The 22,273-nt window shown below is 35.4% G+C and carries 20 protein-coding genes; 10 read left to right on the top strand and 10 right to left on the bottom strand.

Translation table 11 applies throughout. The annotated features are described in order from the left end of the window. Positions 1 to 30: 30 nt before the first annotated feature. Positions 31 to 633, bottom strand: a complete 603-nt coding sequence (locus IWX83_RS04175) for a trimeric intracellular cation channel family protein (RefSeq protein ID WP_196827859.1) — start codon at positions 631 to 633, stop codon at positions 31 to 33. 177 nt (positions 634 to 810) lie between these two features. On the opposite strand from IWX83_RS04175, the gene IWX83_RS04170 reads away from it, so the two are divergent. The 7 genes from IWX83_RS04170 (at position 811) to IWX83_RS04140 (ending at position 9,028) form a co-directional block, all read left to right on the top strand. Next, the gene (locus IWX83_RS04170; protein ID WP_196827857.1) at positions 811 to 1,596 is read left to right on the top strand and encodes an RNA methyltransferase; all 786 of its coding nucleotides are present in this window, start codon (positions 811 to 813) and stop codon (positions 1,594 to 1,596) included. Between the two features lie 68 nt (positions 1,597 to 1,664). Continuing rightward, the gene (locus IWX83_RS04165) at positions 1,665 to 3,212 is read left to right on the top strand and encodes a serine hydrolase (protein ID WP_196827856.1); all 1,548 of its coding nucleotides are present in this window, start codon (positions 1,665 to 1,667) and stop codon (positions 3,210 to 3,212) included. A 92-nt stretch (positions 3,213 to 3,304) separates the two neighbouring features. Then, on the top strand, positions 3,305 to 5,527 hold the full coding sequence (locus IWX83_RS04160) for a bifunctional (p)ppGpp synthetase/guanosine-3',5'-bis(diphosphate) 3'-pyrophosphohydrolase (protein ID WP_073353956.1): 2,223 nt from the start codon (positions 3,305 to 3,307) through the stop codon (positions 5,525 to 5,527). A 120-nt stretch (positions 5,528 to 5,647) separates the two neighbouring features. Then, a complete protein-coding gene (locus IWX83_RS04155) occupies positions 5,648 to 6,115 on the top strand; it encodes a Fur family transcriptional regulator (RefSeq protein ID WP_073353888.1) in 468 nt (155 codons plus the stop codon). A 43-nt stretch (positions 6,116 to 6,158) separates the two neighbouring features. Continuing rightward, a complete protein-coding gene (locus IWX83_RS04150; RefSeq protein WP_073353886.1) occupies positions 6,159 to 7,430 on the top strand; it encodes an adenylosuccinate synthase in 1,272 nt (423 codons plus the stop codon). 135 nt (positions 7,431 to 7,565) lie between these two features. Further along, positions 7,566 to 8,147: a GDP-mannose pyrophosphatase NudK gene (gene nudK, locus IWX83_RS04145; RefSeq protein ID WP_196827854.1), complete on the top strand. Its 582-nt coding sequence runs from the start codon at positions 7,566 to 7,568 to the stop codon at positions 8,145 to 8,147. After that, entirely contained in the window at positions 8,147 to 9,028 is an 882-nt protein-coding gene (locus IWX83_RS04140) for a DMT family transporter (protein ID WP_196827852.1), read from the top strand. Before nudK ends, IWX83_RS04140 begins: the two co-directional genes overlap by 1 nt. Before the next feature lie 268 nt (positions 9,029 to 9,296). Here IWX83_RS04140 and IWX83_RS04135 read toward each other — a convergent pair whose 3' ends face one another. The 3 genes from IWX83_RS04135 to IWX83_RS04125 form a co-directional block, all read right to left on the bottom strand. Then, positions 9,297 to 9,935 (bottom strand): peroxiredoxin, encoded by a 639-nt coding sequence (locus tag IWX83_RS04135; RefSeq protein ID WP_196827850.1) that lies wholly within the window; start codon positions 9,933 to 9,935, stop codon positions 9,297 to 9,299. A gap of 255 nt (positions 9,936 to 10,190) precedes the next feature. After that, positions 10,191 to 11,402: an MFS transporter gene (locus IWX83_RS04130; RefSeq protein ID WP_196827848.1), complete on the bottom strand. Its 1,212-nt coding sequence runs from the start codon at positions 11,400 to 11,402 to the stop codon at positions 10,191 to 10,193. Positions 11,403 to 11,444: 42 nt separating this feature from the next. After that, complete coding sequence (locus IWX83_RS04125; RefSeq protein WP_196827846.1) at positions 11,445 to 12,353, bottom strand: AEC family transporter; 909 nt, start codon at positions 12,351 to 12,353, stop codon at positions 11,445 to 11,447. Between the two features lie 597 nt (positions 12,354 to 12,950). On the opposite strand from IWX83_RS04125, the gene meaB reads away from it, so the two are divergent. Next, positions 12,951 to 14,042 carry a methylmalonyl Co-A mutase-associated GTPase MeaB gene (meaB, locus tag IWX83_RS04120; protein ID WP_231379802.1) on the top strand — a complete coding sequence of 364 codons (1,092 nt, stop codon included), beginning with the start codon at positions 12,951 to 12,953 and terminating at the stop codon, positions 14,040 to 14,042. 4 nt (positions 14,043 to 14,046) lie between these two features. Here meaB and IWX83_RS04115 read toward each other — a convergent pair whose 3' ends face one another. The 3 genes from IWX83_RS04115 to IWX83_RS04105 all read right to left on the bottom strand — a co-directional run bounded on the left by IWX83_RS04115 (position 14,047) and on the right by IWX83_RS04105 (position 15,994). After that, positions 14,047 to 14,277, bottom strand: a complete 231-nt coding sequence (locus IWX83_RS04115) for a hypothetical protein (RefSeq protein WP_196827844.1) — start codon at positions 14,275 to 14,277, stop codon at positions 14,047 to 14,049. A 73-nt stretch (positions 14,278 to 14,350) separates the two neighbouring features. After that, positions 14,351 to 14,581 (bottom strand): hypothetical protein, encoded by a 231-nt coding sequence (locus IWX83_RS04110; RefSeq protein WP_066082618.1) that lies wholly within the window; start codon positions 14,579 to 14,581, stop codon positions 14,351 to 14,353. Positions 14,582 to 14,611: 30 nt separating this feature from the next. Then, positions 14,612 to 15,994 (bottom strand): MATE family efflux transporter, encoded by a 1,383-nt coding sequence (locus IWX83_RS04105; RefSeq protein ID WP_196827842.1) that lies wholly within the window; start codon positions 15,992 to 15,994, stop codon positions 14,612 to 14,614. Between the two features lie 225 nt (positions 15,995 to 16,219). Here IWX83_RS04105 and IWX83_RS04100 point away from each other — a divergent pair, with 225 nt between their 5' ends. Next, positions 16,220 to 16,804, top strand: coding sequence for a hypothetical protein (locus IWX83_RS04100; RefSeq protein WP_073355723.1), 585 nt, complete (start codon positions 16,220 to 16,222; stop codon positions 16,802 to 16,804). Positions 16,805 to 16,861: 57 nt separating this feature from the next. On the opposite strand, the gene IWX83_RS04095 is transcribed toward IWX83_RS04100, so the two are convergent. The 3 genes from IWX83_RS04095 to IWX83_RS04085 all read right to left on the bottom strand — a co-directional run bounded on the left by IWX83_RS04095 (position 16,862) and on the right by IWX83_RS04085 (position 21,246). Further along, positions 16,862 to 18,637 (bottom strand): cytochrome-c peroxidase, encoded by a 1,776-nt coding sequence (locus tag IWX83_RS04095; protein ID WP_196827840.1) that lies wholly within the window; start codon positions 18,635 to 18,637, stop codon positions 16,862 to 16,864. A gap of 93 nt (positions 18,638 to 18,730) precedes the next feature. Then, a complete protein-coding gene (locus tag IWX83_RS04090; protein WP_196827838.1) occupies positions 18,731 to 20,179 on the bottom strand; it encodes a hypothetical protein in 1,449 nt (482 codons plus the stop codon). 185 nt (positions 20,180 to 20,364) lie between these two features. Continuing rightward, complete coding sequence (locus tag IWX83_RS04085; protein WP_073354397.1) at positions 20,365 to 21,246, bottom strand: PPK2 family polyphosphate kinase; 882 nt, start codon at positions 21,244 to 21,246, stop codon at positions 20,365 to 20,367. 137 nt (positions 21,247 to 21,383) lie between these two features. On the opposite strand from IWX83_RS04085, the gene IWX83_RS04080 reads away from it, so the two are divergent. Beyond that, the gene (locus tag IWX83_RS04080) at positions 21,384 to 22,235 is read left to right on the top strand and encodes a hypothetical protein (RefSeq protein WP_073354395.1); all 852 of its coding nucleotides are present in this window, start codon (positions 21,384 to 21,386) and stop codon (positions 22,233 to 22,235) included. Positions 22,236 to 22,273 lie beyond the last annotated feature (38 nt).

The following is a 22,273-nucleotide window of genomic DNA, read 5'->3' as shown; positions in this document are numbered from 1 at the left end:
AATTTTAAACTTCGTGAAAGTAAGCAATTTTTATTTATGTTCTAAAGTAGGTAAATACCATTTGAATTTTACAGCCATTAATCGAACCGAAATGATAACTAGTGACGTCGTTAAATACAAAACATCATTATCCAAATTCAGTTTTCGAAGCAGAAAAAAAACAATTCCACCTAAAATACATATTGTAGCATAAATTTCTCTTCTAAATATAACGGGAATTTCTGTACACAAAATATCACGGATCACACCACCAAAGCAAGCCGTCATTGTGCCTAATGCGATACAAATAATGGGATGAAGACCAATGTTGATTCCTTTTTCTAAACCAATCAATGTAAAAACACCCAATCCAATAGTGTCAAATAAAAATAAAGAAGTACGCAATCTATCGAATTTTTTTCTAAATATAATAGCCAAAACAAAGCCAATTGCTATTACATAAACATACTTTAAATCGAGCATCCAGCCCACAGGAGTCCGCCCAATCATGATGTCTCGGAGCGTTCCTCCACCAACAGCAGTGACAAATGCGATGATAAATACCCCAAAAGGATCCAGCTTTTTATTCATGGCCGTCAATGCGCCCGACATAGCAAAAGCCATCGTACCGATGATATCTAATAAGTGAAACATTTGATTTGGGATTTTGATTTTCGAATTCGGACAAAAATAAAGAAATTCCTCGTGAAACAACCTTAAAACTCCCACAATATGACATTATCTTAGTTTCCAACAAATATTCGAACCCTATTATAAAAACTGGATTTTCTCTATGTATCTTTGTAGCTATTAATTAAATAGTTGAACGTCTTGAAACAAATCACTTCTATACAAAATCCATACATAAAATCTTTAGTACAATTGCAGGAAAAAGCAAAGGCACGCAAGCAATCCGGAAATTTCTTAATGGAAGGCAAACGTGAAATTGCAATAGCGGTTAAAGGGGGTTACGAACTGGAAACACTATTGTTTTTACCTGAAATTTGTTCTGAGGCGGAGGCGAGTCAAGTAGCTCCGACTGCAGCACTGATAGAAATCAACAAGGAAGTATATCAGAAGCTCGCTTATCGAGATACTACCGAAGGTGTTTTGGCTGTTGCCAAAACCAAATCAATGCAATTATCTGATTTGAAATTATCTGCAAATCCTTTAATTCTAGTTGCCGAAGCGCCCGAAAAACCAGGTAATATTGGCGCACTACTTCGCACAGCCGACGCTGCTAATTTAGATGCCGTGATTATTGCTAATCCAAAAAGTGATCTATACAATCCAAATATTGTGCGTTCTAGCGTAGGTTGTTTATTTACCAATCAGATTGCCACTGGAACGACATCAGAAATTATTACTTTTTTGAAAGAACGAAATATCAGTTTTTATTGCGCCACTTTGCAAAATTCGACGGCATATCACACACAGGATTATACCACCCCAACCGCATTAGTTGTGGGCACAGAAGCCACTGGATTAACGGAGGAATGGCGTACGGCAGCAACTCAAAATATTATTATTCCAATGCAAGGTGAAATCGATTCGATGAATGTTTCTGTTGCAGCGGCTATTTTGATTTTTGAAGCCAAAAGACAAAGAGGGTTTTAGATTTTTGATTGCAGATTTATAACAAAAAAACAGTAACAATTCACCATTTTACAAACATCGTAGTTAATATGAAAAATAAATTATTCCTTGCAATTGCCCTAATTTCAACCTCTTTTTCTTTCGCACAAATCGATGCGGCTAAAGTTGACGATCTTGTGGAGCGCACTTTAAAAACATTCAATGTTCCTGGAATTGCAGTGGCAATAGTCAAAGATGGAAAGATTATTCATGCGAAAGGATATGGTGTAAAATCTATTTTGACTAAAGAAAAAGTAGATGCCAATACCCTTTTTGGAATTGCATCCAATAGTAAAGCGTTTACAAGCGCCGCTTTGGCCATGTTAGTAGACGAAGGAAAAGTAAAATGGGATGACAAAGTCATTAAATACCTTCCTAATTTCAAGATGTATAATGAATACGTTACGAATGAATTTACAATTCGGGATTTATTAACGCACCGTAGCGGATTAGGCCTTGGCGCGGGAGACTTGATGATTTGGCCTGACGGAAGTGATTTTACAGCTACTGATATTATTCAAAATATACAGTATTTAAAACCCGTTTCCGCCTTTAGAACCCAATACGATTATGACAACTTACTATACATTATTGCTGGAGAAGTAATACAAGTAGCAAGCGGCAAGAGCTGGTGCGATTTTGTAGAAGAACGCATGATGAAACCCTTGGAAATGAATTATAGTGCTGCTTCATTTGTACGATTGAAAGATACCACCAATGTTATTGCACCGCATGTTCCCATCAACGGGGAACTAAAAGTAATCAAACGCTATAAAAACCAACTCTTTGATGCAGCAGCTGGAATTTACTCCAGTGTGAATGATTTGAGTAAATGGACCATCATGCAAATGAACAATGGAAAATATGGCGCTGATAACAAGCAATTATTTTCGAAAAAGGAGCACGATGAGATGTGGCAATTACAAACCATAATTCCAGCGGCCACAAGACCTCCGTACAATACGCATTTTAGCGGCTATGGCTTGGGCTGGTTCCTAAGTGATGTAAAAGGATACAAACAAGTTACCCACACCGGCGGATTAGAGGGTATTGTTACTCAAGTAACGCTTTTACCGGAACTGAATGTAGGAATTATTGTTTTGACCAATCAGCAGTCTGGCGCTGCGTTCAGAGCAATTACCAATACTATAAAAGACAGTTACTTAGGCATTCAATCCGAAGATTACGTGGCTAATTACAGTACAAGTCTAAAACAAAATGAAGCCTCATCAGACAAAATCACAGACGAAGTTTGGGCAGCTGTAGCTAAAAATAAAAAAGACAAAATCAAAATTGATTTCAAAAGCTTTATAGGAACCTACCAAGACAATTGGTTTGGTGAGGTGGTACTTTCAGAAAGAAAAGGAAAATTGTTTTTTGCCTCTAAACGCTCTCCACAGCTTACGGGCGAAGTTTTTTTCTATAAGGATGCGAATTATGTAGTAAAATGGGATAGTGCTTATTTCCATGCGGATGCTCATTTGTTTTTTGAATGTGATGCTACTAGAAAAGCAGTACGACTAACAATGAAGCCCATTTCTGAATTAACTGATTTTAGCTATGATTTTCAGGATTTAGATTTTAAAAGAATAAATTAAATAATAAGCTCAATTTCTTATACCTTAAGTTCTAATATACATTTGCATATCTCCAAGCTTATTGTTATTTTTAGGAAATGAACCATGCCGTTATGACAGAAATAGATTTAGAAAAAGAAAACAAAGCAATTGCTCAAGAATACAAGGAACTGCTGCGGATAAGTTATCAAACCTTAACTCCCGAAGACAAGAAACTGATTCGAAAAGCATTTGATGTGTCCGTAGAAGCCCATAAAGAACAAAGGAGAAAATCCGGCGAAGCCTATATCTTCCACCCTATTGCTGTAGCAAAAATTGTTGCTTCGGAAATAGGCTTGGGAGCAACCTCTATTGCAGCAGCCTTGTTGCACGATGTTGTTGAGGACACACCTACTACTGTGCAGGATATTGAACGCTTGTTTAATCCAAAAGTAGCGCAAATCGTAGAAGGATTGACCAAAATATCATTGGTACAAAGAGATTTAAATGTTTCCATGCAAGCAGAAAATTTCCGTAAAATGATATTAACGCTGAATGATGATGTTCGCGTTATTCTTATCAAACTTGCGGATCGTTTGCACAACATGCAAACTATGGATTCTATGCAAGAGGACAAACAAACCAAAATTGCATCTGAAACTTTGTACATATATGCACCACTAGCACATCGCTTGGGGCTATATAATATAAAAACCAAGCTGGAAGATTTAGGATTAAAATATACGGAACCGGCAATTTACAAAGAAATAGTCAGTAAAATAAAAGAAACTAAAGAAGAGCAAGATGCTTATATTGACGATATTTCAAATGTCCTAAAAGCCTCTTTAGATGCTGAAGGTGTTGAATACATCATAAAAGGTCGTCCAAAATCTATTTATTCTATTCGTAGAAAAATGTTAGCACAAAACGTGAGTTTTGATGAAGTATATGACAAATTTGCATTGCGCATTGTATATAAATCAAATCCACATGATGAGAAATTCGTTGCTTGGAAAATATATTCTATTGTTACTGACCATTACAGACCGAGTCCAAGCCGTTTGCGGGACTGGATTTCATCACCAAAATCAACAGGTTATGAAGCCTTGCACATTACCGTTATGGGGCCAAAAGGACGTTGGGTGGAAGTACAAGTTCGGAGCGAAAGAATGGATGAAATTGCTGAAAAGGGATACGCAGCACATTATAAATACAAGAATGGTGCTACCGAAGAAAGTGGATTAGACGTATGGCTTAATTTACTAAAGGAAGCGCTAGAGAATTCTGAAACGAATGCCGTAGACTTTGTAGAAGATTTCAAAATGAATTTATATTCAAAAGAGATCTTCGTTTTTACTCCAAAAGGGGAAATAAAATCGTTGCCTAAAGGAGCTACATCGCTCGATTTTGCGTTTAGCATTCACTCTGAAATAGGAATACGAACCAGAGGAACTCGGGTCAATGGAAAACTAGTTCCTTTGAATTTTGAATTGAAAAGTGGAGATCAAATAGAGGTCATCACGTCACAGCATCAAAAGCCTACCATTAACTGGCTTGATTATGTCACCACCTCTCGAGCGAAAACGAAAATAAAAAATGTTTTAAACGAAAATACCAAGAAAATTGGTGAAGAAGGCAAAGAACTGCTTACCCGAAAATTAAAGCATCTAAAAATAACCATGAGTGAGCAGGTTATTAATGAGTTAGTCAACTTTTTTAAACTAAAAACAAGTTTAGATTTATTTTATAGAGTGGGAATTGGTGCTATCGAGAACCAGCAACTTAAAGATTACGCCGCACAAAAAAGCAATACATTCATTAATTTCTTCAAAAATAAAATGAAGCGTTCTTCGAGTACTACTGCTGACGAAGACATTCACAAACCAATAGTTAGCAGTAATTATGACATGCTTGTTTTTGGGAAAGAACATGACAAACTAGATTATAAATTATCTCCTTGCTGCAATCCAATTCCTGGCGATGACGTATTTGGGTTTGTAACAATCAATGAAGGGATAAAAGTGCACAAAAAAGATTGCCCTAATGCTATAGGAATGCAATCCAATTACGCCTACCGAATTATGTCGGCCAAGTGGATCGATTCTTCGCAGGAAGAGTTCAAAGCCATTATAAACATAACAGGAATGGATGTTTTAGGACTTACAAATCAATTAACAAAAGTGATATCAAACAACATGCATGTTAATATTCAAAGTATAGCGCTGAGCACTGATGCTGGAATTTTTCATGGCCAAGTTGCGGTAATTGTTCAAAACAATACCATTTTAAAAAAAATGATTAATAATATCAAGAAGATTGACGGAATAGATAAAGTAACTCGGGAGTACAAAACGTAGCACAATAGTGATTTTTGCTGACTTTTATTAAGGCATTTTGAACTCGTATTAGAACAAACTTGAAACTTAACAAACCGGAAACTTTAAACTTTAAACTAAAAAAATTATCTTTGCCACTATATGACACTCATTTCCACAGATAACACCAAAAACCAAGAAATTGTAAAAAATGTTTTTACAATGTATCTTGAAAAAAAAGGACATCGCAAAACCCCTGAACGTTATGCTATCCTTCAGGAAATTTACGATAGCGAAGAACATTTTGATGTAGAAAATTTATATATCAAAATGAAAAACAAAAACTATCGTGTGAGTAGGGCAACGCTTTACAATACAATCGAGTTGCTCCTAGATTGTGCTTTAGTTCGCAAACACCAATTTGGACAAAATCAAGCACATTACGAAAAATCGTATTTTGACAAACAGCACGACCATATTATAATGACTGATACAGGTGAAGTAATTGAGTTTTGTGATCCGAGGATTCAAAGTATCAAAAAAACAATCGAAGAAATTTTTGATATCGAAATTACCAATCATTCGTTATATCTCTACGCAGTAAAGAAACAAAAAGAAAACTTGGAATAAGATCGTTTAAAAACATAAAAATTAACTACAAATAACGTACAGAATGACCGTAGATTTATTACTAGGATTACAATGGGGAGATGAAGGAAAAGGAAAAATTGTTGATGTTCTTACTTCTAAATACGATATTATTGCTCGTTTTCAAGGAGGACCAAACGCAGGACATACTTTAGAATTTGACGGAATAAAACACGTACTTAGAACCATTCCTTCTGGAATTTTTCACGGAAATAACATGAACATCATTGGTAATGGTGTTGTAATTGATCCTGTAGTTTTTAAAAGTGAAATTGATGGCTTAGCCAAATTTAACTTAGACCTAAAGGCAAAGCTAATTATTTCTAGAAAAGCTCATTTAATATTACCTACCCATCGTTTATTGGATGCAGCATCTGAAGCATCAAAAGGAAAAGCAAAAATAGGTTCTACTCTAAAAGGAATTGGTCCAACGTATATGGACAAAACCGGAAGAAACGGTATCCGCGTTGGAGATATTGAACTAGAGGACTTTGCAGATCGTTACAGAGCTTTGGCGGATAAGCATGAAGCCATGATTGCGTTTTACAATGTTGATATTCAGTACAATTTACCCGAATTAGAAAAAGAATTTTTTGAAGCTATCGAAGATCTAAAAAAATTAGATTTTATTGATAGTGAAGAGTATTTACACCAAGCTCAAAAGGCAGGTAAATCAATATTATGTGAAGGTGCTCAAGGTTCATTATTGGACGTTGATTTTGGGACCTATCCTTTTGTAACATCCTCTAATACTACTGCTGCTGGTGCTTGTACTGGTTTAGGAATTGCTCCAAATAAAATCAAAGAAGTATACGGAATTTTCAAAGCGTATGTAACTCGCGTAGGTAGTGGTCCTTTCCCAACGGAACTTTTTGATGAAGACGGTGCTACAATGGCAAGTGTTGGAAATGAATTTGGATCTGTGACTGGCAGACAAAGACGTTGTGGATGGTTAGACTTAGTAGCACTTAAATATGCTATTCAAGTTAATGGTGTTACACAATTAATGATGATGAAAGGAGATGTACTTTCTGGATTTGAAACGTTAAAAGTATGTACCGAATACAATTATAAAGGAGAGAAAATTTCTCATTTTCCTTACAACATCGAACCTGAGAATGTAACTCCAGTGTATCAGGAATTCAAAGGTTGGCATGCCGATTTAACCGGAATGACCACTTACGAAGAACTACCAACAGAGTTGAAAGAGTACATTGAATTTATCGAAAGAGAAGTTGAAGTTCCTATCAAAATAGTTTCTGTTGGACCAGATAGAAAGCAGACTATTCTTAAATAAGATTACAAAACGCTCTGAAATTTCAGAGCGTTTTTTTTTCCTCTCCCCAACCCTCTCCTAAGAAGAGGGAGCCGAGACCGTATTATTTTTTAATAATATTTTACCTAAACAGAAAAAAACACTTTCGATACAGCCATGAAAAATCCAACTATTAAAATACAAAAAACTGAATTGCTATCTGACAACTGGTATATCTTAAACAAAGTTACTTTCGACTATCAAAAAAAGGACGATTCTTGGATCTCCCAAAAAAGAGAAGTGTACGACCGTGGGAACGGCGCGGCGATTTTATTGTACAATAAACAACAAAAAACGGTTATTTTAACGAGACAATTTCGCTTGCCAACCTACCTAAATGGGAATGACTCTGGCATGATGATTGAAGTTTGCGCCGGTCTTTTAGACGAAGACAATCCAGAACAATGCATCATTCGAGAAACAGAGGAAGAAACAGGATACCGACTCACAAAAGTCGCTAAAATCATGCAAACCTATATGTCTCCTGGTGCTGTAACTGAAATTTTATACTTGTTTGTTGGGGCTTACGATGAATCTATGAAAGTCAGTGAAGGTGGTGGAGTAGCGCACGAACAGGAGAATATTGATGTACTCGAAATGCCCTATGAAGAAGCATACGCTATGATAGCAACAGGCCAAATTCAAGATGCCAAAACAATTATGTTATTACAACATGCCAAAATAAACAATCTTGTTTAATGAGTAATCAGACCAAGGGAGTTTTATTTGCCTTATTCGCTACACTTCTATGGTCAGTCAACATGGTCATTGCTAGTGGTGTAAAAGGACATATTCCACCAGTGGGATTGGCTTTTTGGCGCTGGACCGTTGCCTGTATTGTTTTAGCTCCTTTTGCTGCTAAAAGGACTTTTGAAAGTTTACCAATACTAAAAAAGCACTTTTGGTACCTTACACTTACTGCCGTTTTGGGTATTACTATTTTTAATACACTGATATACTTTGCAGGAAAAACAACAAGTGCTATCAATTTATCATTAATTGCCATTTCAATTCCGCTATTTATCATTATCCTATCTAGAATCATCTTCAAAGAGAAGGTATCAAATTTAAAAATAGTTGGAATACTAATCCTAATTACAGGAGTTCTGGTGCTTATTTCCAAAGGTTCCTTACAAGCATTGCTTACCATCAACTTTACAATTGGAGACTTGTTGATGCTTCTCGCTTGTTTCTTTTTTGCGTGTTACACTATTTTAGTTCGAAAAAAACCACAACAACTAGCTCCGAAAGTATTTTTATTTAGTGTTTTCAGTATTGGTACAGCACTACTTCTTCCTTTATATATTTGGGAAAATACTACTTATCAAAAAGTGATTTTTGATTCTACAACAATCTTAATTACGCTATACGTTGGTATTTTTGCGTCGCTAGTTTCTTTTTATTTATGGAATGAGGCAATCCGATTAATAGGTACTTCGAAAACTGCTTTAATTTATTATTTGATTCCAATATTTAGCGGCATACTTGCTTATTTTTTTCTAAATCAAGCTATTGGACTTACCCAAATCATAAGTATGGGAATCATTATTTCTGGCCTGTTCATTACAGCTAAAAAATAAAATGTGATATATTTTTTACAGTGAACTCTATTTGTAATTAAAGCCTTGAGATAAAAGTTAAGGATAACATTTTTGAGAAATTCCAATGTGTAGTAAAAATTCCGATACAATCAAATTTAACTGCTGGGTATTAAAGCTACCCGTTTAGTCTAACCTTTGAATTAAACGCCATTATCTCGCTTCTTTTTACTGAGGTCTTTGAGCATAAAAAAAGCAACATAAAATCGTTTTTATGCTGCTTTTCAATCTGTAATAGCGCGGTAAATTATTATTTATTAGGCTGTGGCGTCATCCTTAAATACGGTTTAACCCTTTCATAGCCTTTTGGAAACTTTGCTGCAATATCTTCATCTTTAATAGCAGTTGAAATCACTACATTATCTCCATCTTTCCAGTTGGCTGGTGTTGCCACGCTATATTTAGCCGTTAACTGTAGACTATCGATTACACGCAGAATTTCATCAAAATTTCTACCTGTAGATGCCGGATAGGTTAAGGTCAATTTTACTTTTTTGTCAGGCCCAATTATAAAAACGGAACGCACTGTAAAACTTTCACTTGCATTAGGGTGAATCATATCATATAATGCTGCAATTCGTTTGTCTTCATCCGCAATAATAGGGAAATTTACTGTCGTATTTTGAGTTTCATTGATATCTTTGATCCATTCCATGTGTGAATCTACACCGTCCACGCTCAAGGCGATAACTTTTACATCCCTCTTTTCAAATTCAGGATAATAATTGGCTACGGTTCCCAATTCAGTGGTACAGACTGGTGTAAAATCAGCTGGATGTGAGAACAAAACGCCCCACGAGTCTCCAAGCCATTCATGAAATTTTATTTTTCCTTGTGACGTTTCTGCTTCAAAATCAGGAGCAATATCGCCTAATCGTACTGTTGCCATACTCGTTTTTTTTTATTGATTAGTAACATTGTAAGTTATTGAAATAAAAGTAATAAAGAAGAAAATTTATCTTAAGATTGTACTAAATTATTACCAAAATCACAAAATGACCCTCTCCAAATTTGACCATAAGAATGCCAAATAACTTACTATTGATAAACGGACCAATTTTTGTTTACCATTCAGATGAAGAAAGAATGTTTAACAAAATATACTGTTTAGTCGGAAAGAACTCCTGAAAAACACATTACAGTTCTATTTTTTCTTTAGATTAGGCAAAAAGAAGGCGATACCTCCTATCAAAGGCAAGTACGCACACAGGTGGTAAACATAATTTATGCTAGTATGATCCGCAAGATTTCCCAATAATGCAGAGCCCAAACCTCCCATTCCAAAAGCGAAACCATAGAAAAGGCCAGAGACCATACCTAATTTTTTAGGCAATAATTCTTGCGCAAAGACCAAGATCGCAGGAAATGCAGATGAAATAATCGTTCCTATTATGACTGACAAAACCCCTGTCCAAAACAAATCGACATACGGCAACAGCAGAGTAAAAGGAGCAGCTCCCAATACTGAAAACCATATTACGTATTTCCTTCCAAATTTATCCCCTAACGGCCCTCCAATTAAGGTTCCAATAGCACAAGAAGCCAAAAACAAAACCAAATGAAATTGGGCTTCCTGAACAGACAAATTAAATTTTTCCATCAAGTAAAAAGTAAAGTAACTAGACATACTTGCCATATAGAAGAATTTCGAAAAGATTAAGACCATCAGAATTGCAACCGAAATCTTTATGGTTTTTGGCGATAAATTAGGCAAGTCGATTACTGCTTTTTTAGTGCTTCTTAAACTCAGATGGTTTTGGTACCAAAGCGCAATTCTACTCAAAACAAGCAAGCCAATCAGCGCAACAACCACGAACCAAATAATATAATATTGGGAGTTAGGAACCACAATTAAGGCGACTAACAACGGTCCTATTGCGGTCCCAGCATTACCTCCTAATTGAAAAATGGATTGTGCTAAACCACGTTTGCCACCTGAGGCCAAAAAGGAGATCCGCGATGCTTCAGGATGAAAAATGGAAGAACCAATTCCAACCAAAACTACTGAAACAATAATCGTTTCAAAACTGGAAGCGTAGGATAAGCAAACAATTCCAGATAAAGTAAATAGCATTCCAAAAATCTGAGAAAAAGGCTTTGGTCTTTTATCCGTGTATAAACCAACCACAGGCTGCAAAATAGAGGCCGCCAATTGATAGGCTAACGTAATTAATCCAATTTGGGTAAACGTCAACTGAAAGTTTTCCTTTAAAATAGGATATGCCGCAGGGATAACAGCTTGCAGTAAATCATTGAGTAAATGGGCAAATGCTATCGAAAATAATATGGAATAAACGGTTTGCTGAGCGACAGGCGCTCTTTCAATTGGTGCAGCGTTATCAGAGGATATATTCATTTTTTTACTAAAACTATTAATTATTAATGGCTTAAATCGGCTTTAAATTTGAAGCACAAAATACCAAAACACCAAGGTGATAAATGACAGTGGAATTCCAAAACCAATCATCATACTACTTAACCGCGGTTTTAAACCATGAGAAGTCGCTAAGATACTTGCTGTAATCATGGGAGCCATAGCTGACTCCATAATGGCAACCTCAATCATCTTTGAATGTTGCTGCAAAATTACGACATACAATAAATAAAGCAGTGCAGGAGTCAACATTAATTTATATAAAAGTCCTAATCCTAAAAACTTCCAATGTTGGCTTCTTCTATCAAACTTCAATTGTAAACCTACAGAGAGCATCGCCAGAGGAGTCATAACACTTCCCGTTTTCTGCAATACATATTGAACGTATTCGTGAAAATCAAAATTCAGATAATTCATTAAACAGGCGCCAAGAAAGGTTATAAAAGGCGGAAAGAACATGATTTTTTTGGCGATATGAAAACCGTTTGTCGTTCCTGTAGAATACAACGTGGCTACTAAAATTCCTAAAGTGGAAAGCACGACAAACGAACCCGGTTGATCAACTAAAATAGCTGTTTTTAAGCCCTCTTCACCATATAAAGCCTCAATTATGGGAAAGCCTAAAAAGGAAGTATTCCCTAAACCAGCGGTAATAATTAAACAGCCGATGAGTTTTCTGGACCAGCCGAATTTTTTTCCCAAAAAACTAAACAAGAAGTAGGCACCAGCAAAAGTAATCCAAGCAACTCCAATAGGAAATAACAATTCGTTACTCCACTCAATTTTTGGAATATAATATAAGGCTAAAGCAGGAAGACAAACGTAAATAACTATCTTGTTTAACAACTTGTAAATAGGAACGGGAAATCCTTTAATATTTTGGAAAATAATACCTAAAAACAAAAAAACGAAGATTAAAATAAAGTTGCTCATGGCGAAGAATTGATTGTAAAAATACCATTTAAATTCAGTTCCGGAATAAAGAAATTTATAAATTATAATTTTAACCAAAAGATAGAAATACATTTTATCTAACCTGTTGCGTGCAATTATTCAAAACGTCTGTTCGAGTGTTTTTTGTGAAGTAAAACGGAACAAAACTTCTCGATACGCTCCGCTACTTGAAGTGACGTGTATCAAGAACCGTTTTTAATGAAACTTTTATTGTTCTCGATACATTTTTCTACCGAAAAATACTCGAACTGACGAAAAATTACCATCAAAAACTAATTACACCCAACGGGTTTTAACTACTATAACACTAGGTGCTTTTTTTATTGATAAAGTAAAAAACCTTCTTACCAAGTTTTACAACATATAAAAATTAAAAATCAAGCATTAAAAATAAAACGGCGTGAATTAAATCTGCTAAATACGTTCGATTTATTGCAAAAAAATATCAGAAACAGGACTAAACAGCGCAAACGCTATACTAATTTAAATTTTTCAACACAAAGTAACGGTTTCTTAGAGAAATCCTTTTTGAAACTATTTTTGTTTTCACTACTTTTACTTTTCAAATCACACGTTTTGTCAAACAAAAAATCCCACCCTAGCGCCTTACACGAAAAAGCAGGAATTCCTAGGCCAGAAATGATTAGCGCAACCGCTGTTGAGAACATCCAGCACTTTAGAAAAATACAACCCTCAGCGGCAGCATTAGTTGAAGGTATTTTAGCAGGAAACATAACCGCTTTAAGTCGCGCGATTACATTGGTAGAAAGTACGAATGGCACTCATTTGGCAAAAGCCACTGAAGTAATTAATGCGTGTTTACCGCATGCTAGCCAATCGGTACGAATAGGAATTACTGGTGTTCCAGGCGTAGGAAAAAGCACGTTTATCGAAGCTTTTGGAAAATTCTTGACGGGGTTAGGAAAAAAAGTGGCGGTTCTTGCCGTTGATCCCAGCAGTACGATAAGCCATGGGAGTATTTTGGGTGATAAGACACGAATGGAAGAATTAGTTAAAGACAAAAACGCCTATATCCGACCATCCGCTTCAGGAGACACATTAGGGGGTGTCGCACGAAAAACCCGCGAAAGTATTACCCTTTGTGAGGCTTGTGGCTTTGACACTATTATCATTGAAACCGTGGGAGTAGGTCAAAGTGAAACTGCCGTTCACAGCATGGTAGATTTCTTTTTGTTATTGAAAATATCCGGTGCTGGGGACGAATTACAAGGCATTAAACGAGGTATTATGGAAATGGCAGATGCAATTGTAATCAACAAAGCGGATGGCGATAACATTAAAAAAGCACAATTTGCTAAAATGGAATTCAATAGAGCATTGCATCTTTTTCCAGCTAAAAAATCCGGTTGGACGCCTACAACCTCAACTTGCAGTTCTGTTACACACGAAGGAATACCTGTGGTTTGGGAAACTATTGAAAAATTTATTGAATTGACAAAAGGAAATAATTACTTCTTTGAAAAGCGAAAAGAACAGAATCAATATTGGATGTTAGAAACGATAAACGAGCAATTGAAAACCAATTTTTACAGCAATCCGGAAATTCAAAAATCATTGGATTCAACCAAAAAAGCGGTGCAAAATGATGAAATTTCACCCTTTGCAGCCGCTCAGTTTTTGCTGGAAAAATATTTTAAAAAAGACTAGTATTTTATCCTTTGATCTTTAGTTCTAAATAGGTTTCGTATCCATATTTTAACATCAGAAGTCCTAAAATAATTTTGATAAATTTACCAATAATATATCCTACACTATGTCCTAAATTATAAGCATTTCCAAAGTTCGTATTCGATTTAATTTCAAATGGTAAAAAGTTAAAAATCCCAGTGATAATTAGCATCGTCCCAAAAACAAACATGACATACATAAATATATTTTTCATTTCTACCTAAATTTTATTAGTTGCACAAAAAACAGGAACTAATATCTATTACAATTGTCCCTTTCCATAAAGTTTACTCTTTCTCGTAACGTTCCATTTCTCGATCGTAGAATTCGTTTGCAAGAACAATAAGCCCTTCCAATTCCGCATTTAATTCGCCTTCATCAAGATCTTCGGCTTCTTCGATAAACTCTACCTCATCATCCTTCAGATTGATAATAAAACGAGGATAATCAAGATGGATGATAAAAATATCCTCTGGAAAATCAGTATTGTCGCCTAGTAAAAATTTTGGTAATTCCATGAATTTGATTATTTAAGTAATTTAGTTATTTTATTTTTTTTCGTTTTGAACCACCAACATTCTTGTCAATCGCGCAAAGCGAATATACAAAAATAAAGCGGCAGCAGTCAATCCTGCCAAAAGTCCAATCCAAATTCCAACAGCTTTTAGTTCCGTAAACTTCCCTAAATAATATGAAATCGGAAAACCGATAACCCAGTAGGAAACGAAGGTAATGTACATGGGAATTTTTACATCTTGTAAACCCCGTAAAGCTCCCAAAACAACAACTTGAATCCCATCGGAAATTTGAAAAATGGCAGCTACCAAAAGTAACTTAGAAGTGATTATAATAATTTCTGAATTATCTAGCACTTGACTCGGATCGTCCATATTTAAAAACAGATGGGGCAAAAATTGATGAAAAACCACAAAGATGATCGCAAATAAAGTTTCCAGAATTATGGCTAACAAGAAAATAGATCGAGCAACAACAATCAATTTTTCATAATCATTCATTCCTTTAGTATGACTGACCCGAATCATTGCCGTAACACTTAATCCCATCGCAACCATAAAGGTTGACGAGGCTAAAATAAGCGCAATTTGATTGGCTGCCTGGCTATTTTTACCTAAAGAACCAGAGAGCCAAATTGCAGCAGTAAACAAGGTTACTTCAAATAACATTTGCATGGCTGAAGGCAAACCAAGATCGATAATTTTCTTCAAAATTGATTTGCGAATTTCTTTAAAGCTAAAGTTCTTAAAATATTTTTTCATGACGGAATTATTTTTCATGAGATAATGCATAAAAACAACCATCATTATTCGGGAAATTACAGTACCCAAAGCCGCACCTAAAATACCTAATTTTGGAAAAATCCAAATTCCGTAAATCAATACATAATTAAAAAAGATATGTACCACATTCGCTAATAATATAGCGTACATAGAATATTTAGTTTTCGCTAATCCATCCGCAAATTGCTTGTAACCTTGATAAATGATTACAGGAATTAAAGAAAAGGCCACCCAATCAATATAAGGCGCCGCCAAGTCAGCCACTTCTTTGGGTTGTTGCATCAAATACATAATTTGTTTGGAAAGCACCGTCAAAATAAATAATGCAATGCCTAATACCGTGCACAAAAGCAGTCCATGATGAAAAGTAGTTCGGATTTTTTGATCATCTCTCTCCGCATCTGCTTCTGCAACTAATGGTGTGATTGCTGTAGAAAACCCAATTCCTATAGACAAAGCTATAAAGATGAAACTGTTACCTAACGAAACAGCCGCCAACTCGGTAGAACCCAATTTACCAACCATAAAATTATCAACGATTCCTATTAAAGTATGCCCTAACATTCCTAAAATAACAGGATAGGCTAATTTAATATTATAAGAAAACTCTTTGAAGTATATAGAAAAATTCACTTTTCGCTTTTTTGTTGGCAAATATAATTAGAAGCTTTCAATTGCATCCATACAATTGGATATATAACGTATTTATTTTATTCTGCTACCTGCAAAAACAAGGAATTCTATAACAAAACAACTTAATTCTATAACTTTTGAAAAACTTACAGTCTTACTTTTGCAATGTTGTTTTTAGCCAAACAAAACCCCTAAAAACAACGAAAATATTAAAAAAATACAATTATGAAAATCGCAGGAAAAATTAAATTCGCACTAGCACTTACAATCTCAATGATGTTTGCTAGCAATGTAGAAGCTCAAGAAACAACAAATGAAGCAACAAATTACGATCAAGGATTTCGTTTAGGATTTGGTGCAAATGCTGGATACTCAGTACATGACCCATACAAATTAGCACTTGGAGCTGATGTAAGAGGACAATATGATTTATCAAAAAGATACTCTTTGACTTTGACTACAGGTTACACTAACTTATTTGTCAGCAAAGCGGATGCTTTTCCTGGACAAACAGAAGGAAAAGATTTAGGGATTATCCCAGCAAAAGCGGGTTTTAAAGCTTTTGTATGGAATGATCAATTTTACTTAATGGGAGAAGCTGGTGCTGCATTTGCAGTAAGTAATGTAGATAATACTAGAGAGAAAACTTCTTTATTGTTATCCCCAAGTATAGGTTACGCAACTAAGTACATAGATGTTTCTTTGAACTATACACATTACAGTCATTTTGATCGTCTAAACAATAATGGTTCTCTTGGTAAAGGAGTTGGACAAGTAGGTGTTCGTTTAGCTTATGGTTTCAAACTATAATCCTACTTTGAATTAGATATAAAAAATGCCCTGAAATTTCAGGGCATTTTTTGTTTATTACAACGAATACTTTTTATCTGTCAAGGTTCGCATAAAGGCTATGAGTTGTTTTTTTTCTAAGTCTGTCAAATTGAGTTTGTCCTCGGGCAATGTTTGATTTGGTAAATTAAAACCCAACCCGTTCCCGCCGCCATCATTATAAAAATCAATTACTTCTTCTAGTGTTTTGAAAACACCGTTGTGCATGTATGGCGCAGTCAATTCCACGTTTCTTAACGTTGGTGTTTTGAAAGAATTGCGATGAATCTCCGCTTTAGTTAAATCAAATTTTCCTAAATCAGTATCTAATTTTTTGTAGTGGTTTGGAACTCCCAAAACTTCACTTTCTGATTTCATAAAACTCGGCGGTACCGTTCCGTTTGTTAAGGGAATAAAATGGCATGTGGCGCATTTTGCTTTTCCGGCAAACAAATTAAAACCTGCAACTTCATTCCAATCAAACTTTTCATTATCAAGCATATAGGCATCAAACTTAGCATCATATTTACTCAACGATCTGATGTAGGACGCCAATGCGTTCTTGATCCCAAATTCATCTATTTCTTTATTGGGAAATGCCTTTTGGAACCTCGTAACATAACTCACTTTATTTTTTAGAGCTAAAACTGATTGTACCAAAGAGCCGTGCATTTCATTTTCATTTTTAATAACCGCTACCGCTTGGTCTTCCAGATAATTGACTCTAGAATCATAGAAAAATACGCGTTGAAATGCAATATGAGTCAGTGTGGGTGTATTTCTTTTTACTAAAGATTTACCATCCAATGAAATGGCTTTTTCCAAACCATCCGTAAATGCTTTTTCTGAATGATGACACGAAGCACAAGCACGAGAATTATCTCCTGACAAAACAGGATCATTAAACAATAATTTCCCTAAGGCTATTTTATCTGACGTTGTTTCATAATCTGGAAATGCAGAGAAAGCCTCTACGTCAAAGGCATTTGCATCAAAAAGTGTTTTTGCGCTAGTTCTTAGTCCTCTTGTCTCTTTCAAGAACGGAATTTTTAAGCTGACTTGCGTTTTATGTAAACCAATGCTTAACGGATTAGCAATTTTGCGAATAAAAAAAGCACGATCAAAGGAATTAAAAGAGGAATTGTCTTTTAAATATCGCTTTCCTACTTCCAGTGTAGTTAAAACCTGCTGCAAAGATGCATCCTGTGAATTAGCTGCATAAATTTTATAATATTTTTCAATACTTTCTAGCGCTACTTGTGCTTCCGGAATGGATTGTTGCGCAATAGGGGAATCAAATCCAGTTATTCCCAGCGTTATGACTCTAAAAACTTCCAAACGCATCGCATCAAAAACATGCGCATCTGTGAATTCATTTGTTTGTGACACTTTGACCAAGCGCTTTAAGTTTGCTGATAGAATACCCATTTCCGTTAGCAATTCGGCTTTTAACTTTGCATTATACTCGGGAAAAATAAATTCTTCAATCACTTGAAATCCTTCAGCAGGCAATGTCTTTTTATCATTTTCTTCAAATTCTGCTAAGGCTGGCCCATTTATAGCTTTGGCAACTGCAGGAAAATAATATTCACTAATTATTTCTACTTGTTTGTAACTAGAGTGTGCCTGCAAAAATTGTTGTTGGAGTGCTGCTGTTGCAGTATTCGACTTAATTAAACGTTCCAGTTTAGAAACCTCTTCTACGACTTTTAGAATGTCGGCTTTGTATATATTATTTACCGATTCATGCTTCGGAATTGTTTTTTGGCAAGAGACCAATACGATAAGAACCAATAAAATACAACTATTTTTCATGATAAAGGGGAGTAATTTAAAAAATTATAAATAGCAAAAACCACGGTTCTTAAAAATTGAAACCGTGGCTACTTGCAATTATTTCATTGGTATTTATCGAGCTAATCCTTTGATCAAAACGATTTGACTTGCCTGATCTTCATTTGGACGATTTGTTCCTCCATCCACTCCTTTATACTTTGTCCCTCTCCAAGTATGAGGTTGAACACTCAATAAAAAAGTATCATCAATTCCTAATTGATCGGAAACATCAATCATGGCTCCGTATTCCCAATCTCCAAATTTACTTATTCCTCCAAAATTATATTTGGCTGCATCAGTAGCGGTACGACGGTGGTCCAACTCTACCACTACTTTCAGCTGTTTGGTTGCCATATTGTATTGATAAATGTAAGCGTCATGTGTTTCATCGCCATAGCCATTAGCATCTTCCTGAACATAAACATAGTTTTTTGTCACGCAGATATTATCTGGATTTTGAAATTTTCCTGCAATTCCAGTACGATCATCGCCATCAAGAAGTACTTCAAGAGTTCCAGCCAAAGGATTGTTTACCTCTAAATTCAGTTTGTACACTCTACCATATTTTGTTCTGGAAGCATCTGCATTATTTCCAGTAGTGTTTTGTCCTGTAACATTAAAGTAAATTTCTCTCGCTCCTGCATCCGAACCTTTTTTATAATCTAAGTCCTCTACTCTACCAAATTTAATTCCTTTCAATGTATTTACAGCGGCGTTGATAGCGGCTCCAGTCATTGTGCTATGGTTTTCAATTTTCACAAAAGAAACACCGTAGGACTGATTCAATACCATATCTTTTTCTCTCTGATTGTCGTTTGTTCTTTTCATCATGTACAGAGATCCATTTATTAAATCACCAACAGTATTTGAAACATACATAAATACTTGACCTCCGTACGTACCTGAATCATCGTCCCCAATTACAATTACAGTTTTACCCGCAAAGGCAGACGCTTTTAATGGCAAAGCATTTTCAGCACTAATCCTACCTAAAGCAGGTAACTCCTTAGACACTGATGCTGATGCAACATCTGCAAAAGGATTTATTCCATGCGTACGAGATTCCTCGCCAGATTCTCCACAAGTCAAAAATAAGGGTCCAAAACCATGTTCAGCTACAGTTGCCATCGTAGCGCCACATAATCTCCAAGTACCTCCATTAGAATTCAATAAATATTCTCCTTTTGTTGGTTTGAATGTTTGGTCCAAAGTGACTCTTGATACCGCAAAATTGTCCTCGTGATTGACCAAAAAAGTAAAAGTCCCATCCGCATTTTTAAGTAATCCTGATCCATCCGCAGAACCTCCAAAAACAAAATTTGGACTTCCTGCCAAAACATCATCTGAAGTGATTAGTGAAAAAAGTTCTACGTTTTCAAAACCTGATTGCTTTTTCAATAACACCGGAGTTACAGATTGATTTGCTAAAATAACACTCGTTGTTTGGCTAGAAGATTTAGAATCATTCTCACAGGAGAATAATGATGCTAAAAATAACATTGGTAAAATAGTTCTTTTCATTTTGGTTGTTTGTTTAAATTTTAAGCAAAGTAATGCTGTGAATTTAAACTCTGAATGAATTGAACATTAACAAAAAGCTAACAGTTGGCGGTTTTTAAAAGCACTAAAAACAATAAATTTACATCCTAACCGTATCATAATAGAATCATAAACTTCTAGTAACTTTTGTACGAAAATTAATTACATCAAACCTCTTTTTTCAATATATCCTTATACATTTCAATATTCGCTTTGACTTTTTCATCCATTTTTGGCTCTTGGATATCCTTGTGTTGCTGCATTTCTTCCCAAATAATTTTACCTACAATATAACGTGCCATTTCCTTATCATCAGCGGGAACAACATACCAAGGTGCTTTTTCAGTAGACGTATTATTTATTGCCTCTTCGTAATGCTGCATGTATTCATCCCAATGTTCTCTTTCTTTTAAATCTCCCGTAGAGAATTTCCAATTGTGTTTTCCCTCTTCTAAACGCCGCAACAAACGTTGTCTTTGCTCTTCCTTGCTCAAATGCAAAAAGAACTTCAACACGATAACTCCATTTTGGGTAATGTGCTTCTCAAAATTTCTGATCTGTTCCATGCGATTGTCCCAAAACTGAGGTGTAATATCCGCCACAGTTTCTATACCAGGCAAATTTTCATTCAGGATGTATTCAGGATGTACCCGCGTAACCAAAACATTCTCATAATGGGTCCTATTAAAAATAGTAAACTTTCCTTTTTCTGGCAAAGCCAAATAATGGCGCCATAAGTAATCATGTTCCAGTTCTGCAGAATTAGGCGTTTTAAAACTATGCACTACTACCCCACGGGAATTGAATCCTTTAAAAACTTCGCGTATCAAACTGTCTTTTCCAGAGGTATCCATTCCTTGCAAACAAATCAAAACACCGTAACGATTGTGCGCATACATTACGTCCTGTAAGTCGCTCAATTTACTGCTTACGTTTTCTAACTTGTCTTCTTTTTTATCATCACTCGCACCAATATCTAAATTGGTTGGTAATTTTGACAATTCAATGGGGTTGACTACTTTAAAATCATTGGGATTTATTGACTTCATAAGAAATAATTTATCTTTACCTCTCAAATATAATAAATTATAATAAGCCTTTTCCGGCTGTACACTTGAATCTTTTCATTTTTAAAACAAAAGAGAGAAACGATCGGGAATAGGGACTCTTTTTCAAAACACGCACAATGGAAAAATTCACACTGGAACAACAATTTCAAATCAGCGGCATTGGCGCTGCATCGGGACTGATCTACAAAGACAATTCACTTCTGATTATCGGTGACAACAGCAGCTATCTTTACGAATATAATATGAATTCTCGAAATTTAAAGCGCCATCCACTACTGGAAAATCCATCCGAAAACATTCTTAAAAAGGAAAAACCAGATTTTGAAGCCATTACGCCTTTTGGCGAAAGCATTTACGTTTTTGGTTCGGGTTCAACCCAAAAAAGAAACAAAATGGTACAAATTAATGCAGCTGATAAAAAAATAGTAGCTACAAATGACCTTACAGATCTGTATGCAGTTCTACAAAATTCTGCAGAAATAAAACCCGAAGATTTCAATATTGAAGGTGCAATTTACGATGGTAAAAGTTGGTATTTATTCAACCGTGGAAATGGAAGTTCTACTAAAAATGTTCTTTTCGAACTAAAAGGAGAACTACTGACCAAGCAAATTACTGTTCTATCTTACGCCTACCAACTGCCAACAATAAAGGGAGTTCAAAGCAGTTTCACTGATGGAATTCTAGTAGAAAACACCATTTATTTTTTGGCCACAGCCGAAGACACGACATCTACTTACGAAGATGGTGACGTATTAGGAAGCCTTATTGGAAGCATTGATCTGAAAACCATGAAAATTAATTTTACAAAAAAAATCAGTGATAGCCATAAATTCGAAGGCCTAACATTATATAAGCACTCCAAAGAAAAAATTGAATTTCTATTGTGTGAAGATAAAGATACCGATACTTTGGAAACGGACATTTACAAACTAAGTCTCAACTTGGACTGCGCTACAATCATTTAAACAAGGTTGAAAAATTGCTTTCCCTTGTAACAATTGTT

Origin of the sequence: Flavobacterium sp. CG_9.1, assembly GCF_015751645.1 — a bacterium.
In the GTDB taxonomy this organism is placed as follows: domain Bacteria; phylum Bacteroidota; class Bacteroidia; order Flavobacteriales; family Flavobacteriaceae; genus Flavobacterium; species Flavobacterium xanthum.
The sequence above is the reverse complement of the archived record's forward strand: the minus strand, read 5'-3'. Positions and strand labels throughout refer to the sequence as shown.

Bases quoted from the DNA above. Each gene is read 5' to 3' on its own strand.
- IWX83_RS04085 (WP_073354397.1), bottom strand. From the start codon at position 21,246: ATGAAGTCAATAAATCCCAATGATTTTAAAGTAGTCAACCCCATTGAA.
- IWX83_RS04160 (WP_073353956.1), top strand. From the start codon at position 3,305: ATGACAGAAATAGATTTAGAAAAAGAAAACAAAGCAATTGCTCAAGAA.
- IWX83_RS04165 (WP_196827856.1), top strand. From the start codon at position 1,665: ATGAAAAATAAATTATTCCTTGCAATTGCCCTAATTTCAACCTCTTTT.
- IWX83_RS04080 (WP_073354395.1), top strand. From the start codon at position 21,384: ATGGAAAAATTCACACTGGAACAACAATTTCAAATCAGCGGCATTGGC.
- IWX83_RS04125 (WP_196827846.1), bottom strand. From the start codon at position 12,353: ATGAGCAACTTTATTTTAATCTTCGTTTTTTTGTTTTTAGGTATTATT.
- IWX83_RS04095 (WP_196827840.1), bottom strand. From the start codon at position 18,637: ATGAAAAATAGTTGTATTTTATTGGTTCTTATCGTATTGGTCTCTTGC.
- IWX83_RS04130 (WP_196827848.1), bottom strand. From the start codon at position 11,402: ATGAATATATCCTCTGATAACGCTGCACCAATTGAAAGAGCGCCTGTC.
- IWX83_RS04150 (WP_073353886.1), top strand. From the start codon at position 6,159: ATGACCGTAGATTTATTACTAGGATTACAATGGGGAGATGAAGGAAAA.
- nudK (WP_196827854.1), top strand. From the start codon at position 7,566: ATGAAAAATCCAACTATTAAAATACAAAAAACTGAATTGCTATCTGAC.
- IWX83_RS04110 (WP_066082618.1), bottom strand. From the start codon at position 14,581: ATGGAATTACCAAAATTTTTACTAGGCGACAATACTGATTTTCCAGAG.
- IWX83_RS04090 (WP_196827838.1), bottom strand. From the start codon at position 20,179: ATGAAAAGAACTATTTTACCAATGTTATTTTTAGCATCATTATTCTCC.
- IWX83_RS04135 (WP_196827850.1), bottom strand. From the start codon at position 9,935: ATGGCAACAGTACGATTAGGCGATATTGCTCCTGATTTTGAAGCAGAA.
- IWX83_RS04155 (WP_073353888.1), top strand. From the start codon at position 5,648: ATGACACTCATTTCCACAGATAACACCAAAAACCAAGAAATTGTAAAA.
- IWX83_RS04115 (WP_196827844.1), bottom strand. From the start codon at position 14,277: ATGAAAAATATATTTATGTATGTCATGTTTGTTTTTGGGACGATGCTA.
- IWX83_RS04175 (WP_196827859.1), bottom strand. From the start codon at position 633: ATGTTTCACTTATTAGATATCATCGGTACGATGGCTTTTGCTATGTCG.
- IWX83_RS04140 (WP_196827852.1), top strand. From the start codon at position 8,147: ATGAGTAATCAGACCAAGGGAGTTTTATTTGCCTTATTCGCTACACTT.
- IWX83_RS04100 (WP_073355723.1), top strand. From the start codon at position 16,220: ATGAAAATCGCAGGAAAAATTAAATTCGCACTAGCACTTACAATCTCA.